The 16304-nt window shown below is 58.0% G+C and carries 14 protein-coding genes; 7 read left to right on the forward strand and 7 right to left on the reverse strand.

Annotated features, from left to right (window positions below):
- The first annotated feature begins 86 nt into the window (after positions 1-86).
- Positions 87-1574 (forward strand): amidase, encoded by a 1488-nt coding sequence (locus ACSSVV_RS18775; protein WP_113879586.1) that lies wholly within the window; start codon positions 87-89, stop codon positions 1572-1574.
- Positions 1575-1716: 142 nt separating this feature from the next.
- Positions 1717-2328, forward strand: a complete 612-nt coding sequence (locus ACSSVV_RS18780) for a hypothetical protein (RefSeq protein ID WP_023012003.1) — start codon at positions 1717-1719, stop codon at positions 2326-2328.
- A gap of 25 nt (positions 2329-2353) precedes the next feature.
- Here ACSSVV_RS18780 and ACSSVV_RS18785 read toward each other — a convergent pair whose 3' ends face one another.
- From ACSSVV_RS18785 to ACSSVV_RS18800, 4 genes are all read right to left on the reverse strand, one after another.
- On the reverse strand, positions 2354-5026 hold the full coding sequence (locus ACSSVV_RS18785; RefSeq protein WP_011783801.1) for an EAL domain-containing protein: 2673 nt from the start codon (positions 5024-5026) through the stop codon (positions 2354-2356).
- A gap of 26 nt (positions 5027-5052) precedes the next feature.
- The gene (locus tag ACSSVV_RS18790; protein WP_036198840.1) at positions 5053-5439 is read right to left on the reverse strand and encodes a response regulator; all 387 of its coding nucleotides are present in this window, start codon (positions 5437-5439) and stop codon (positions 5053-5055) included.
- A 2-nt stretch (positions 5440-5441) separates the two neighbouring features.
- Positions 5442-6875 (reverse strand): PAS domain-containing sensor histidine kinase, encoded by a 1434-nt coding sequence (locus ACSSVV_RS18795; protein ID WP_226374372.1) that lies wholly within the window; start codon positions 6873-6875, stop codon positions 5442-5444.
- A gap of 99 nt (positions 6876-6974) precedes the next feature.
- Entirely contained in the window at positions 6975-8387 is a 1413-nt protein-coding gene (locus ACSSVV_RS18800; RefSeq protein ID WP_011783804.1) for an HDOD domain-containing protein, read from the reverse strand.
- A gap of 200 nt (positions 8388-8587) precedes the next feature.
- On the opposite strand from ACSSVV_RS18800, the gene ACSSVV_RS18805 reads away from it, so the two are divergent.
- Genes ACSSVV_RS18805 through ACSSVV_RS18815 form a run of 3 tightly spaced genes read left to right on the forward strand, consistent with a single transcriptional unit; the run spans position 8588 to position 11074 of the window.
- A complete protein-coding gene (locus ACSSVV_RS18805) occupies positions 8588-9595 on the forward strand; it encodes a methionine ABC transporter ATP-binding protein (protein ID WP_454106731.1) in 1008 nt (335 codons plus the stop codon).
- Entirely contained in the window at positions 9595-10272 is a 678-nt protein-coding gene (locus ACSSVV_RS18810) for a methionine ABC transporter permease (protein ID WP_014420171.1), read from the forward strand. The genes ACSSVV_RS18805 and ACSSVV_RS18810 overlap by 1 nt, the downstream gene beginning before the upstream one ends.
- Before the next feature lie 19 nt (positions 10273-10291).
- Positions 10292-11074 carry a MetQ/NlpA family ABC transporter substrate-binding protein gene (locus tag ACSSVV_RS18815; protein WP_454106732.1) on the forward strand — a complete coding sequence of 261 codons (783 nt, stop codon included), beginning with the start codon at positions 10292-10294 and terminating at the stop codon, positions 11072-11074.
- 83 nt (positions 11075-11157) lie between these two features.
- Here ACSSVV_RS18815 and ACSSVV_RS18820 read toward each other — a convergent pair whose 3' ends face one another.
- Together ACSSVV_RS18820 and ACSSVV_RS18825 are read right to left on the reverse strand one after the other, a co-directional pair.
- Positions 11158-11811: a peroxiredoxin gene (locus tag ACSSVV_RS18820; RefSeq protein ID WP_454106733.1), complete on the reverse strand. Its 654-nt coding sequence runs from the start codon at positions 11809-11811 to the stop codon at positions 11158-11160.
- Positions 11812-11995: 184 nt separating this feature from the next.
- Complete coding sequence (locus ACSSVV_RS18825; RefSeq protein ID WP_023012008.1) at positions 11996-13357, reverse strand: alanine/glycine:cation symporter family protein; 1362 nt, start codon at positions 13355-13357, stop codon at positions 11996-11998.
- A gap of 198 nt (positions 13358-13555) precedes the next feature.
- Here ACSSVV_RS18825 and ACSSVV_RS18830 point away from each other — a divergent pair, with 198 nt between their 5' ends.
- Both ACSSVV_RS18830 and fghA read left to right on the forward strand, forming a co-directional pair.
- Complete coding sequence (locus ACSSVV_RS18830; protein WP_454106734.1) at positions 13556-13987, forward strand: CBS domain-containing protein; 432 nt, start codon at positions 13556-13558, stop codon at positions 13985-13987.
- Positions 13988-14021: 34 nt separating this feature from the next.
- The gene (gene fghA / locus ACSSVV_RS18835; RefSeq protein WP_454106735.1) at positions 14022-14867 is read left to right on the forward strand and encodes an S-formylglutathione hydrolase; all 846 of its coding nucleotides are present in this window, start codon (positions 14022-14024) and stop codon (positions 14865-14867) included.
- A 1-nt stretch (position 14868) separates the two neighbouring features.
- On the opposite strand, the gene ACSSVV_RS18840 is transcribed toward fghA, so the two are convergent.
- The gene (locus ACSSVV_RS18840) at positions 14869-15996 is read right to left on the reverse strand and encodes an HD-GYP domain-containing protein (RefSeq protein ID WP_454106736.1); all 1128 of its coding nucleotides are present in this window, start codon (positions 15994-15996) and stop codon (positions 14869-14871) included.
- Positions 15997-16304: the final 308 nt, after the last annotated feature.

Below are 16304 nucleotides of genomic sequence, written 5' to 3' on the forward strand. Positions count from 1 at the left end.
TGGTATTGGCGTAAGCTCCTGAGTTTCCGGTTTATAACGGGAATGTCCAGGGGACTTTCGCCGAAGAACAACAAGCAGGGTTGCCAATGAAACCGTCCGAATATCTCCGTTACGATGCCACGGCCCTGGCCGATCTGATTCGCCGGGGTGAAGTCACCTCCCGGGAAGTGACCGAGGCCGCTATCGACCGTGCCAGCGCCGTGAACCCGCGCCTGAATGCCATCTGCCACCCGCAGTTTGCGGAGGCCATGGATCAGGATTTTCCTGCACAGGGTCCCTTCGCCGGGGTGCCCTTGTTGCTCAAGGATCTGGCGCAGGAGCAGGCCGGGCATCCCTGTACATACGGCAGCCGGGCTCTGCTGAAGAACGTCGCTACGCGGGATTCCCAGTTTGTGCGCCGTGCCCGGGAGGCAGGGCTGGTTTTTCTTGGTCGCACGGCAACCCCGGAATTCGGCCTCAAGGCCGTGACCGAATCGGCGTTGTGGGGCCCCAGCCGTAACCCCTGGGATACCGAGCGCACGCCGGGCGGCTCCAGCGGCGGTTCTGGTGCTGCGGTCGCGGCTGGCATTGTGCCCATGGCGGGTGCCAACGATGGCGGTGGCTCCATTCGTATTCCGGCCGCCTACAATGGCTTGTTCGGGCTGAAGCCGTCCCGGGGCCGGATTTCGGTTGGCCCATACGCTGGCGAGGCCTGGACCGGAGCGTCCACCGATCATGTAGTTTCCCGGACCGTCCGGGACAGCGCCGCGATGCTGGATGTGCTGTCCGGTCCGGCCAGTGGCGATCCGTTTACTATTCCACAGCCATCGGCCCCCTGGGCGGACCTGATGCAGCAGTCACCGGGCCGCCTCAAAATCGGCGTATTTACCTCGTCACCCTATGACACCGAGGTAGCGCCGGAATGCGTCGCCGCAGTTGAAGAAACGGCACGCCTGCTGGAATCCCTGGGCCACGATGTAGAGTATGCCCGCCCGGAGTTTGATGGGCTGGCCCTGGCCCGCTGCTACCTGGCGCTGTATTTCGGTGAGGTATCCGCGCTTATGGAACGCGCGAAAACCGAATTCGGCGCCACCGATCGGGATTTTGAGCTGGAAACCCGGCTGCTGGGTATGCTCGGGCGCACCATGCCGCTGCCAGACTATGTTCGCCTGCGCCAGCAGTGGAACGATTTCGCCCGGGCCCTCGGGGCGTATTTCGATCGTTTTGATCTTTATCTGTGTCCCACCACTGGCCAGTTACCGGCCCGGATCGGACAAATGGATACACCTGCTCACCTGAAGCTGGTGGCGCGGCTGATGCTGGGCCTGAAAGCCGGAAAGTTGGTGCACAGAAGTGGACAGGTAGACCAGATGGCCCTGGAAAGCCTGGCCAGGACACCGTTCACCCAACTGGCCAACCTGACGGGAACGCCGGCGATGTCGGTACCCCTTTACTGGACCCGTGACGGACTGCCGGTGGGTGTGCAGTTCGGAGCGGCCCACGGTGGTGAAGACCGCCTGCTGCAGGTTGCTGCTCAACTGGAAGAGGCCAATCCGTGGTTCAGCAACTACGAGCGACTTGAGGATGCTTTCTGAGGTCGAAGAAAAAACCTTCTCCGGGGGTTGTGATCCGCGGTGACCAACTCCACGTTTATCTTTCCATGTGGAACAGGCTATGCTGTTAGTCAGGGACACCGGTTCCTGACCACCCTGATGGCATCGAGGAGGCGAGCATCTTATGAACCAATCGATGGCAATCGACGATCTGGTATCCGTAGCGCAGGCTGAAGCCATGGGGGAACTGGACGCCCCCATGATGGCGATCGTCCTGTCCAGTGATCAGAGCTACGACCTTCCCATCAACTCACTGGAGACTGATGCCGACAAGGCTCGCTGGGGGCTTATTCTGAGAGCAGCCAGGGAACATGTGGAGGCCGACGCGGTCGCGGTGCTCTATCCGGCCTGGACCACCATCCGCCGCAAACCGGCCGAAGGCCAGCCCGAGCCTGAGCAGGCGTCGACTGATGACGACGCCCGGGATGACGATAATGGCCCCATCGATACCCTGTTCGTCCAACTTCATACCCGTGATCGCATTTACTGGCGGGGCTTCGAGCAGATTCGCGACCCACGCCACCAGCGCATCATCGGCTTCCGAAGGATCAAGGCGCTGTCTACCGATTACGATCGGGACAACGCGCCGTCCGTGGCCTCCTGGCTGAGCACATTGTTCGAGCCGCTGCCGGATGAGGGCGAGGAAACCGACGTGGATCGGGAACTGGCAGACCTGCTGGAAGAGCCGGAAGTCAGTGCGGCCCTCTATCCGAGGCAGATGCGCTCGCTTCATTAACCACCAGCTTTGAGTTCCGGCCCTGCTAACGCCGGCAGCGCAGGAACTCGAGGCACTCTTCCGACGGCAGGGGTTTGCAGAAATAGTAACCCTGTACCTCGTCGCATCCGTTTGTCCTCAGAAATTCCAGTTGCGCCTCTGTTTCCACACCTTCCGCCACCACGGTCATGTTGAGGTTGTGGGCCAGGTTGATGATGGTTTTGACGATGGCCCCGCTTTCCTCGTCATCGGCGATGTCGGAGACGAAACTCCGGTCAATTTTCAGGATATCGATCGGAAAACGTTTCAGGTAAGTCAGGCTTGAGTAGCCGGTGCCGAAATCATCGAGAGCGACGCGAATGCCCATTTCCCTGAGTGACTGAAGCTCGCAAACGGCCTTGTCCATCTGGGGCATGATGGCGGTTTCGGTCACCTCAATGGTCAGTGACTGCGGATCCAGTCCCAGGCTGTCCAGGGCCTGGATAACCTGATCCGTGAGTTTGCCATGACTGAGTTGATAGGCCGAGATGTTGATGGCAACCCGAATGTCCTGGTTCTCCTGATCACGCCATTTGGCGAGCTGGCGAGAGGCTTCTTCAATCACCCAGGCGCCGATGGGCAGTATTAAACCGGTTTCTTCGGCAATGGGAATAAAGTCCCCGGGAGAAATCATGCCCAATTGGGGGTGGCGCCATCGAATCAGGGCTTCTGCGCTTTTGACCGAGCCACTGGCAAGATCCAGTTTCGGCTGATACCAGAGTGACAGTTGATGCAGGCCAATGGCATTGCGGAGCGACTGTTCCAGATAGAGCCGCTCCCGCATGCGGTTATTCATCTCCGCAGAATAGAACTGAAAGCCATTTCTGCCGACGTCCTTCGCCCGGTACATGGCGGTATCGGCATTCCGGAATAATTCATCGCCGTTATCGCCATCCTTCGGAAACATGGCGATGCCGATGCTGGCGGAGGCGATGATTTCATGGCCGTTAATGGCTACCTTCTGTCGGAACTGCCGAAGCAGCTTCTGCGCAAGGGTGGCCGCCGCCCGCTCATCGCGGATATCGGTACTGAGAATCATGAATTCATCGCCCCCGAGGCGGGCCACCGTGTCGCTGTCACGAACACACTGACTCATTCGGGAGGCAACCCGTTGAATCAGGGTATCGCCGATTTTGTGGCCCAGACCGTCATTCACGCGTTTGAACTGGTCCAGATCCAGCAGCAGCACCGCGAGCTTGGTGTGCTCGCGTGTCGCCTTGGTAATGGCATGTTCCAGCCGGTCCCGAAGCAGGTTACGGTTTGGCAGCCCGGTCAGGTCATCGTGATTGGCCTGATACTCCAGCGCCGCCTCATACCGTTTCCGATCTGTCACATCATTGAAAACGCTGATGAAATGCGCAATCTCGCCGTGTTCGTTATGGACTGCGGCAAGCGCTACTTCATTCCAGAACAGACTGCCGTCTTTCCGGTAATTTCTGAGGATGGCTCGGGCAGAGCCGCCATGGCGCATGCAGTTGCGCAGCCTTTCCAGTCCCGGCTGGGCCAGATCGTTGGCCAGCAGGAAGCGGGGGCTCAGACCGATGATCTCGTCGTGGCTGTAACCGGTCATGATGCTGAAGGCGCGGTTGGCGTAGATGACCGGGTTATCCCGTGTTTTATCGGCCAGACAGATCACAATGCCGTTGCTGCTTTCTTCGATTGCCCGGTCATACAGTTGCAGCTTGCGGGCCCGGCTCTCCAGTTGCAGATACAGGCTGCGGTTCTCATAAACCCGGCCAGCCATGGCTGCGTGAGAGCTGCAGAGCCATTCGTCTTCCTCACTGAATGGCTCGTCGTCCAGGCGATTGATCAGGCAGACCCAGCCGTAAACCTCCGTCGCCGACATGATGGGCGAAACCACGCAGGATTGAACGGGTGGATAGCCTTCTGGCAGACCGATTTTCAGTGCCTGATGGCCCCCGGCATGGAGTCTTTTCGAGAGTCTGTCCCGCAACACGGCACCGGGAACCCCGTCATTGATTCCCGGGCAGGCGAGTTGTTGTTTCAGTTCGGGACTGAAGCCACTGAGGAAAAGCCGAATCTGCTGGTCGCCGTTGTGGCTCTCGTTGACACACAGAATGCCATAGCTGGCGCCTACCAGGGCGCGGGCATCGCGACAGATCGTCTCCAGCATACGACCGGCATCGCGCATTCCCGAAAGCTGAAGATTGATTTCGGTGAGGGCGGCGAGCCGTCGATTCGCCTTTTCCAGTTCATCGCTTTTGCGGGACAGCGTGTCGGTCAGGACTCGGGTATGCTCGGCGTCGAAGCGGTTTTCATCCACCGCCTGAGTGGGCTCTGGCGGAGAATCTATCGGGCGAAGTGCGCTTTCTATGGCTTCGAGCACGTCCTCGGGAACACAGGGTTTGAAGATGATTCGGTGAACTCCCAACTGGCTGGCCAGTGTGCGTGCCTCATCTTCACGATAGTTGGCGGTGTAGAACATGATTTCGGTGTCGGCAATGCGCGGATCCTGTCGTACCTGACGCACAAATTCATAGCCATCCATCACTGGCATCAACAGATCGCAGATCACCAGGTCCGGGCGGTGTCGCCGGACGACGGCCAGGGCTTTTTCGCCGTCCGGTGCTTCCAGAATCTCGTGGCCCAGATAGCCCGCCAGGGAAGCAACCAGCTCCCGGTTGGGTTCATGATCATCAACAATAAGTATCCTTGCCATGTTACCGCTCTCCTTACGCTGGCAAGTTAAGACCGTGGTTCAGCCGATAACCACTGGCCTACCTGAGTGGTAAAACGTTCTGGATCAATGGGTTTTGAAATATAGCCGTCAAATCCCGCATTCAGGATGGCCTGCTCGTCTCCGCGCATGGAAAACGCTGTAATGGCAACGACTGGAATGCCCGCCATAGCCGGGTTCCCGCGCAGTTCCCGGAGCAGTTCATAGCCATCCATGTTGGGCATCTGAATATCGCTCAGAATCAGATCCAGCTGATCGGCCAGGCGTCGCGCAATGTCCAGGCCCTGGCGACCATCCTCGGCCCGATGGATCCGATAGCCCTGATGCTCCAGCAGGTAAGCGGCCAGTTCCAGGCTGGCCATATCATCCTCCACGAGCAGCACGGTGGCTTTCATGGTCATCCACCCGGCAGGCTCAGAAGGAATTCCGAACCGCTGGCATCGGAACGTTGAAGCTGGATGTTGCCGCCCAACTGGTTGGCCAGCTTTTGACTCAGGTACAGGCCCAGGCCAGTGCCTTCCGTGCGCCTTGATGACAGCACCCCGCGTGAAAAGGGCTGAAACAGGTTTTCCTGAGCCGAGGTATCAATACCCGGGCCGGTATCCCGGACGCAAACATGCACCGATTGGGGATTCGGGCGCATCAGGGTGAGGTAGACGCCGCCCTGGTGGGTAAACTTCAGGCCGTTACTGATCAGGTTCATGACGATCTGGCTCAGAGCGCGTCGGTCGGTTTCCAGGTTGACGGGCTGATCGGGCAGTTGCAGACCAAGCTCGAGTGCCTTTTCCCGAGCCTGCAGGCTGAAGGTACCGTGTATTTCTTCGAGCAACTGGTTCAGATTGATGTTCTCTGGCTTCAGTTCGAGTTTGCCCGCGTCGATTTTCGCAACGTCCAGCAAGTCGTTAATAAGGGATAACAAGTGTTGTGCACTGGAGCGCACGGTGCCGAGTTGCTTTTTCTGGTCGTCGTTCAGTGGCCCGGGGAGGCCCATCAGCAAGGTGCCGGTAAAGCCGATAATGGCATTGAGCGGAGTTCGTAGTTCGTGGCTCATGCTGGCCAGGAATTGGTCCTTGGCTTTGTTGGCGGTGGCGAGTTCCTGGTTTTTATCCTGGAGGGCGCGCTCGAAGCGCTTACGTTCGGTAATGTCCCGAATCGCACTGGACACCAGTATGCCCTCTTCGGTTTCCAGCGGACTGAGACTGATTTCAATGGGGAATTCGATGCCACCCTTTCTGAGACCAAACAGCTCAAGGCCCATGCCCATAGGTCGAACGCGGGGATCTTTGAAAAAGCCATCCCGATGACCAATATGCTGGCCCCGGTAACGTTCGGGCATAAGAATTTCGACGTTCTGGCCGATCATCTCGTCCCGGTGGTAGCCAAACAGGGATTCCGCCTGCGAGTTCACCAGCACAATGCGGCCGCCCTGTTTGACAATGACGATGGCATCCGGCGCCGATTCCAGTAAGCCCCGGAATTTCTGCTCGGCCCGCTTGAGTTCTGAAACATCCCGGATCAGGGTAACCACCAGGCTGTCGCCCTGAACATCGACCGGGCTGCAAACGACCTCGACGGGAAAGGACTGGCCTTTTTTAGACCGGCACAGGCCCTGCGTGGACAGGCTGCGTCCACAGTCACCAAAATCCAGGGTAAGCGCCCGGTGTTCTGAATCCGTAAGCTCGATAAGATCGGCAAGCGGCTGCTGCACCGCTTCTTCCCGCGTGAACCCCAGCAGGATTTCCGCAGCAGAGTTCCAGTCTTCCACGACCCCGTCTGGTCGCAGCAACACCACGGCATCGGCCGGGGAGGGGCGCATTGTGGCGGTTTCCATTTCCACAGTCTGATGCTCCATGCCTAGAACGGATTTGGTGAGCTCCCTGTGAAAAAGAAGTATGGTCGATGCTTTGTATTTTTCCAGTAAACCCCGTAATCAGCCTCGTGCTGACATCAGGGTCAGGCACAACTGGGCGTTCTGGATGAAGTGGCCAAACGCCGCCAATTGCTGTTCCGATGGCACATAGCCTGCGGCCGCATTATCAGCGTAGAACAAGCCTACCAATCGGCCCTTGGCTTTCAGCGAGCCTGCCAGCGCCGGAACTTTCCCCAGCCAGCGATCGTAGGGTACGCCCTCGGTCTGCTTTCGGGGTTCATAGACGGCGCAGGTGCCATGGGGCAACAGCGGCCCAAGGGGCCCGGTGCCGTCTTTCTTGATGACAAAGTGCTCGCGCCACTCTTCGGTGCCGCGGCCACCTACCTTGCGCGGTACCAGTAATTCGCCGGAGCGGTCGGTCATCAACAGGGCTACGCGCTGCATGCCGATGGCCCGGTGAATCCCCTCAATCACCAACTGGCAGACCTCATTGATGTCCGGTTTTTCCGCCAGGGTCTGGGTTAGCTCCCGCAGAATCTGCAGTTGCAGATCGGAGTCCATGGCCGGGGCATCGGGGACTGACTCCTGGTTGCCCGGCAGCAGAGCGGTCACTTGCGGGATGCCCAGAGAAACCGCCACTTTGCTGGCTTCCTGGGCGTTTACCTTGAGTTGATCACGGATGGCGGCGGGGGTTTCACCGATGTCGTCAGAGAGCTTCTCGAGCACCTTGTCCATCTCGGCCCCGCTCCAGCCGTTCTCGGACACCCGGGCCATTTCGACGCTGTTGCGGACCAGGCTGCTGGCCATGGAGTTGGCTTTTCCCGGCGCTACCACTTCCTTGATGAACGGTCCCAGCGACCAGGCATCCACCAGCCCGCGGGTTATTTCGGTAAAGGTGGTATGCAGCACCGCTTTCTGGGCTTCGACCGGGGGCTCTTCCAGCCGCAGGCGCTCTTCAAGTTCGCTGGCCTGCTCGGTTTCGCAGGACCAGAAAGCCAGTTCCCCAATGTTCATCAGCAAAGCGCCGATAAAGACTTCTTCCAGGGCGTGCTCGGTGCGTTTGGGCATCAGACAGCGGGCCTGTACCGCGGCGTGAATTGCCCTGGCCAGGCATCGCAGCAGGTGGGGGCGATCATTGCGTTTAAGCAGGGAATCGACAATCAGAGACGAAATCGCCATGGACTTCACGGCATCAAAGCCAATCAGCGTGATGGCCCGGCTGACCGTGCTGACCTGGGTGCGGGTCTGGTTGTAAAACACCGTGTTGGATAACCGGAGCACCTGAGAGGTGAGCTGGGCATCATTGAGAATCACGTTTGCCAACTCATTGACGGTACTGTTGCGGCTGTCTGTCAGTTCGTTGATCTGCCGGAGGGTGTTGGCCAAAACCGGCAACTCTACCTTGCTCAGGTAGGAAACCCATGCCTGGGTTGAGTTCATCCTTGAGGGCGAAGTTTCGGACGGAGTAGTCACGGAAGGGGCGCGCCTCGGAATGGTGGACAGTTGTTAATGTTCTTTGTGGATACGAGTTTAGCTGAGCCGGGACGGGTCTGTCAGGTACCTTTTGGTGTAAGGGCAACTACCCACCTGCCGGCCACCGGGCGGGATTCGGGTTTGCCCCCTGAATAGGCTATAATCGCCGGTTTTAACGACGCATCTGCAAGGCACTGATCGTGATTGTATTTGACCAGGTAGAAAAGTCGTACCAAATGGCTGGCCGGGCGATCCCCGCGCTGCATCCCACCAGTATGACCATCGAGACCGGTGAGGTGTTCGGCATCGTCGGCCACTCCGGCGCGGGCAAATCGACCCTTGTCCGACTGATCAACAAACTGGAACCCTCCACCGGCGGTCGCATCCTGATCGACGACGAGGACATCACCCGCTACAGCGCCGCAGAGTTGCGGGCGTTCCGACGCAAAGTGGGCATGATTTTCCAGCATTTCAATCTGCTGTCGTCCAAGACGGTGGCTGACAATATTGCCTTCCCGATGAAGCTGGCGGGCATTTATTCCAAGGCTGAAATTCGCAGTCGGGTGGATGAGCTGCTGGCAAGGGTGAGCCTGAGCGATCATGCCAACAAATATCCGTCCCAGTTGTCTGGCGGGCAGAAACAGCGGGTAGGCATTGCCCGCGCCCTGGCCTGCAGACCGACTATTTTGCTGTGCGATGAAGCCACCAGCGCCCTGGATCCACAAACCACCCAGTCGGTGCTAAAGCTGCTGGCGGACATCAACAAGGAACTGGGCCTGACCATCGTGCTGATTACCCACGAGATGGATGTGGTGCGCCGTGTCTGTGACCGGGTGGCGGTGATGGACGCCGGCCGTGTGGTGGAAATGGGGCCAGTCAGTGAAGTCTTTCTGCACCCCCAGCACCCGACCACCCGGGATTTTGTGTTCGAAAGCGAAAATGTGGATCGCGATGAGCTGCAGGAAGATCTGCAGAAAGCCGAGGGCCGTATTCTGCGCCTGACGTTCAAGGGGGAATCCACCTACAAACCGTTGCTGGGCAGTGTTGCCCGGGAATCCGGTGTGGATTTCAGTATTCTCTCGGGCAGGATTGATCACATCAAGGACACGCCCTACGGCCAGTTGACCCTGTCGTTGGTGGGTGGCGATCTGGAGGTCGCCATGAAAGCGCTGGAAGCCGCTGACGTTCATGTGGAGGTGGTGCGCTGATGGAAGCCTTGATGGAAAGCCTTATGGGGAACGTGGACTGGGCCGAAATTGGCTGGGCCAGTTGGGATACCCTGGTGATGGTGGGCATGTCGCTGTTGTTCAGCGTGTTGATTGGCTTGCCCATAGGTGTGCTGTTGTTCCTGACCGGAAAGCGTCAGTTGCTGGAACAGCCGGTGGCCTACGCCATCCTGTCGTTTATTGTGAACGTGCTGCGCTCTGTGCCCTTCATCATCCTGCTGATTGTGATGATCCCGTTCACGGTAATGCTGATCGGCACCTCCCTGGGTGTGGCCGGCGCCATTCCTCCGCTGGTGGCTGGTGGTGCGCCCTTCTTTGCCCGCCTGGTGGAAACCTCCTTGCGGGAGGTGGACCGGGGCATTATTGAAGCGACCCAGGCCATGGGTGCGAATGTTCGGCAGATCATCTTCGGTGCCTTGCTGCCGGAGGCACTTCCCGGCATTATCGCGGGCATTACGGTAACGGCCATTACCCTGGTTTCTTACGCAGCCATGTCTGGCGTTATTGGTGGCGGCGGCCTTGGGGACCTGGCAATCCGGTTCGGTTACCAGCGGTTCCAGACCGACGTCATGGTGATTACTGTGGCCCTGCTGGTGATCTTTGTGCAGGTGTTGCAGATGGCGGGCGATCGCCTGGTTCTGTATTTCAGCCGTAAATAATTAACGCAGGAGATTTGTTATGAACCTGAAGAAAACTCTGGTGGCTCTGGCCGCTGTTGCAACCTTCTCGAACGCTGCTTCGGCAGAACAACTGTCCGTAGCCGCGACTCCGGTACCCCACGCCGAGCTGCTGGAATTCGTGAAGCCGGCCCTGGCGGAACAGGGTGTAGAGCTGGATGTGAAGGTGTTCACCGACTACGTGCAGCCCAACATCCAGGTTGATCAGAAGCGTATGGATGCCAACTTCTTCCAGCACCAGCCGTACCTGGATGAGTTCAACGACGGCCGTGGCACCAACCTGGTGACTGTGACCGGCGTTCACGTGGAGCCGTTCGGCGCCTACTCCAGCAAGATTGAGTCTCTGGACGAGCTGAAAGAAGGTGCGGTTGTGGCCATCCCCAACGACCCCACCAACGGTGGCCGTGCTCTGCTGTTGCTGCAGAAAGCGGGCCTGATTACCCTGAAGGACGAAAGCAAGATCACTGCGACCCCGCGTGATATTGCCGAAAACCCAAAAGACCTGGACTTCAAGGAACTGGAAGCGGCGACCCTGCCGCGTATCCTGAACCAGGTGGACCTGGCGCTGATCAACACCAACTACGCGCTGGAAGCGGGCCTGAACCCGTCTGAGGATGCCCTGGTGATTGAAGGCTCTGAGTCGCCGTACGTGAACATCCTGGTCGCCCGTCCGGATAACAAGGACAGCGAAGCCATGCGGAAGCTGGCCAATGCGTTGAAATCCGATGCGGTGAAGGATTTCATTATGGAGAAGTATGAAGGTGCGGTTGTTCCGGCGTTCTGATCGGAGCAGCAGTACCTTCGGGTACGCTCAGGCACAAAAAAGGGCAGCCGGTTTGGCTGCCCTTTTTGTTTATGGCGTTGGTATCAGTCGCCACTCCAGTTGGAACGCGGGTCTGGTGTCATCCGCAGGTAGGACTTCACTGCTTTGTAGCCTTTCGGGAAGCGCTTTTTGATCTCATCTTCATCCTGCAGGGACGGCACAATCACCACATCACTGCCACTCTCCCAGTTGCCGGGTGTGGCCACGCGGTGTTCGTCGGTCAGTTGCAGGGAATCGATTACCCGCAGCACTTCATTGAAGTTCCGACCGGTGGATGCCGGGTAGGTGATGATCAGTCGAACCTTCTTGTTCGGGTCGATGATGAACAACGAACGCACGGTCAGGCTGTCGTTGGAGTTCGGGTGGATCATGTCGTACTTCTCGGACACCTGGCGGTCGTGGTCCGCAATGATTGGAAAGTTGACCGTGCAGCCCTGGGTCTCGTTGATGTCTTTGATCCAGTCGTGGTGAGAATCGACCGGGTCGACACTCAGGGCAATGGCCTTGACGTTACGTTTGGCAAATTCGTCTTTGAGCTTGGCAGTCAGGCCCAGCTCGGTGGTGCACACCGGGGTGAAGTCGGCCGGGTGGGAAAACAGCACGCCCCAGCTATTGCCCAGCCACTCGTGAAAGCGAATGCGGCCCTCGGTGGAATCCTGTTCAAAATCCGGTGCAGTATCTCCAAGACGCAGACTCATACTTACTCTCCTTCGACACGGTTGTTGGCAAATTCGTGTATTGCGCCGGCGTTGCCCGCCGTTGTTGTCTGATCAGTGTATACGAGTAACTGTGGTGTTGGATGCGCCAGTTACAAGGGCGACTTGATCTGGCGCATCCAACGGTTTGCTCACATCCTTATGAGCAGCTTGCATAGACAGGGTGTTACTTCACGCCCAGGGCTTTCTGCTTGTCGAAATGCTCCCGGGTCAGTTTGAACACCACCGGGCTCAACAGCAGCAGGGCGATCAGGTTGGGCAGTGCCATCATGGCGTTCAGGGTGTCGGCCACCAGCCAGATAAAGCCCAGGTTGATGGTGGCGCCCACCGGAATGGCCACAATCCACAGTACCCGGTAAGGCAGAATGGCCTTCACACCGAACAGGAATTCAATACAGCGCTCGCCGTAGAAAGACCAGCCAATGATGGTGGTGAACGCGAAGATCGCCAGGGCAATCGCCACCACGTAGTTACCAAAGCCCGGCAGGCCGGTTTCAAAGGCCAGGGAAGTCAGTGCCGCCCCGGTTTCGCCGGACGTCCAGGCACCGGAGGTGATGATGACCAGGCCGGTGATGGAACAGACAATGATGGTGTCGATGAAGGTGCCCAGCATGGCCACCATGCCCTGCTTGACCGGGTTCTTGGTTTGCGCTGCCGCGTGGGCGATGGGGGCAGAGCCGAGACCTGCTTCGTTAGAGAAGATGCCCCGGGCCACACCAAAGCGGATGGCTGCCCAGACCGCAGCACCGGCAAACCCGCCCTCGGCTGCAGCCGGGCTGAAGGCATAGCTGAATACCATGCTGATGGCTTCCGGAATCTGGTTGGCGTTAATGGCCAGTACGATCAGGCCAATCAGCACATAGGACACAGCCATAAACGGCACCAGCGCACTGGCTACCTGGCCGATACGCTTGATACCGCCAATCAGTACCATGCCCACCAGTACCATCAGGATCACACCGGTTACCCAGTGGGGCAGGCCAAAATTGGTTTCCAGCACATCGGCGACGGAGTTGGCCTGAACCGTGTTACCGATGCCAAAGGCGGCCACCGAGGCAAACACCGCAAACAGGATGCCTAGCCAGGCCCACTTGCTGCCGAGGCCGTTACGGATGTAATACATGGGGCCGCCCACGTGGTTGCCGCGCTCGTCCACTTCCCGGAAGCGAACCGCCAGAACGGCTTCTGAATATTTGGTGGCCATGCCCACCAGGGCTGTGAGCCACATCCAGAACAGCGCACCGGGGCCGCCCAGGAAGACTGCGGTGGCAACACCGGCAATGTTACCGGTACCCACGGTGGCAGACAGTGCGGTCATCAGGGCCTGGAACGGGGGAATATCGCCGTCATCCTCGTCACCGCGGGCCCGGCCGCTCCACATCAGGCGGAAACCGGCCCCCAGTTTCATGATCGGCATCAGTTTCAGGCCAATACTCAGAAACAGGCCGACGCCCAGAATCATCACCAGCATGGGAGGGCCCCATACCAGTCCGTTGATTTCACTTACAAAATTGGAAATGGCTTCCATGGGTTCTCCCACTGTTTACCACGGATGAATCAGGATTATTGAGCCCTGAAAGGGCATAACCCATTGAGTTTAGTCGACAATTATCCGATGTAAACCGTTTTCATAACGCCGGTTTTTCATTTCTGTGTGCTTTGCCTATGTTTAGGGTATGGAAGTGCTCAATCGGGCACAGTTATTATGTCTGAAAGGAAGTTGTCGATGCGCTCATTGAAAATATCTGAAGTGATGTGGAACCACATTGAACCGATACGCTGTGGTACGCCGGTCACCAGGGTGGTAAAAGCCCTGCTGGCCAATCACGTCACCGGTTTGCCAGTGGTGGATGACCATCGCCATGTGCTGGGCTTTGTCTCGGAACAGGACTGTATACACTCGCTACTGGTCAGCAATTACCACCATGAAGGCGATCCCCTTGTGGATGACGTGATGTTCCGGCAGCCGATGACGGTATCACCGGACATGTCGGTGGTGGATCTGGCCCAGAATCTGGGTGCTGGTAAGCCAAAAGTGTACCCGGTGGTTGATCATGGCAAACTGGTTGGTATCGTAACGCGTACTGCCATTCTGGCGGAATTTGCCAAGTCCGGTTTCAGTATCGACAAACCCAGCTATGCCGGGGCTGAGGACTGATCGCTAACCACATCTTTGACTCCGGGGGGGATCTATGGACCTGTTATCCACCAACGTCTGTTTCGACGGAGAACACCGCCGCTATCGCCATACCTCCGCTACCCTGGAGTGCGACATGGAATTTGCGGTGTTTCTTCCTCCTGCGGCGCTGGGTGCTCAGGCCAAAGAGGTGCCGGTGCTGTACTGGTTGTCGGGCCTCACCTGCACCGATCAGAATTTCATGCAGAAAGCCGGCGCCCAGAAACTGGCGGCAAAGCTGGGCCTGGCCATTGTTTGCCCGGATACCAGTCCCCGAGGGGTGAATCTGCCCGGCGAAGATGACAGCTATGATTTCGGCTCCGGAGCCGGCTTCTATGTGAACGCTACCCAGCAGCCCTGGGCGCCGTACTACCGGATGTATGATTATGTGGTCAAGGAGCTACCGCAGCTGGTGGAAAACGAGCTGCCGCTGAACGGCGAACGTTCGGTCAGTGGCCATTCCATGGGCGGGCACGGGGCTCTGATTGCGGCTTTGAAGAACCCGGGGTATTACAAATCGGTATCGGCCTTTGCACCAATTGCCAATCCCATGGCCTGCCCCTGGGGCCAGAAAGCATTTACCGGATATCTGGGCGAAGATCAGTCGGCGTGGGAAGCCTGGGATGCCACCATGCTGATTCCGACGGCAAAGGAACGGTTGCCGCTAATGGTGGACCAGGGAACGGCCGATGAGTTTCTGGACAGCCAGCTGAACCCGGATGCCCTGGCCGATGTGTGCGAGAAGTTTCACCATCACCTGAACCTGCGTATGCATCGGGGCTATGACCACAGCTACTTCTTTATCGCCTCGTTTATTGATGACCACCTGAACCATCATGCCCGGGCACTGGGGTTGATCTGAGTCAGGAGCGGAAGCCCCAGAGCGTGCTGAAATCCATGGATGGCATGATCTCGGGCTCTTCCGGCGCTCGAATGTTGTATTCCAGCAGGCTGGTATCGCGCTCAAAGGTGCCGCTGTAGCGGTTGCCTCGGGGGCCGAATATCGCCTGTACAAAAGGACCGCGTGCCCGCACTGCCCGACGGGTAATAACGCCCACCTCGTTATTTACCAGCCGTACCAGCATGCCTGGAGGATGATCCCCCAATACCTGCAGTAATGAACGCGGAATCGCCGGCCGGAACTTGCCGTCCGCCAGGGTGGCGATGAGTTTGCGGGCCTCAGTGATATTCATCCGGTTACGGTAAGCGCGCTTGGTGATCATCGCCACATAGCGCTCGGCCAGGGCCAGGATTTCTGCTTCCGGAAGGATATCGCTACCGCTGAGCCCTTCAGGGTACCCCGAGCCATCGGCCTGTTCGTGGTGTTGGGCAATGATACGCAGCAGCAGCTTGTTATTGATGCCGGCCGACGTCAGCGCCTGAATGCTTCGGGCTGGGTGCTTGCGAATGACCGCCCGCTGATCATCGGTCAACACCGTATTGGAGGCGTTGAGTTGGTCTGCCACAGGCACCAGCGCGAGGTTGGCGGTGAGCGCGGCGGCGGTGAGCACAGTTGCCCGCTTTTCCTCCAGCCCGAACTGGCGTGCGATAGAATGGCACAGGATGCCGTAGAACAGGATCTGTTCATGGATGGTGGGGCTGATGGAATACAGGTGCACAAGTGCCAGGCTGGCGTCGGGTGCCTCCTGGCAGGTTTTATCCAGCATTCGGCACAGACCCAGCAGGCGTTTCTGGGCGGTGGGATCTTCCGAGGTAATGGCGTTGAGTGTGACTTCCAGCGTGGTCAGCAAGTCACCATATTCTGCAAACGGATTCCGCTGGCGCAGGTCTTCAAAGGTTTCCTCTTTCGGCCGCTCGATCTTTCGGGGCTTGAAGCGCCCTCTTTCAAACAGCTGCTCGAGCTGGCTGTTGGTCTGAATCACATAGCCCTGACGCAGAAGAATATTGCCTTCTGAGTCGAAAACATCCCAGGGCAGTGGCTTGCCTATGGTGAGTGCCCCGGGGGCTATTCTTATCAGTGAGTTAGACACAATGTTCCTGAATCTGCAGCCGGTGCGCGATAGTATGACTGGCCAATAGGTTTGAAGCTAATGATCGTTGCCTGGTCGATTATAAAGTGGATTACATTGGAATATTAGAGAAAAGCAATGCGTGATGTGGGTCACATTGTGTCGCCTTTGGTGGTAGATTTGTTAAGAATCGTTGCCCTGGAACGACCGTTTGAAAAGCTTGGGCTATTCTAGGGAGGCTCTGAATAAGTCTCCAAAATCAGCGATAATACGGCCATCGTCAATCGCATAGGATCGTTGCCAGCATGGATCAGATCACCTTCTCCGAA

It is taken from the genome of Marinobacter sp. MBR-105 (assembly GCF_053628895.1).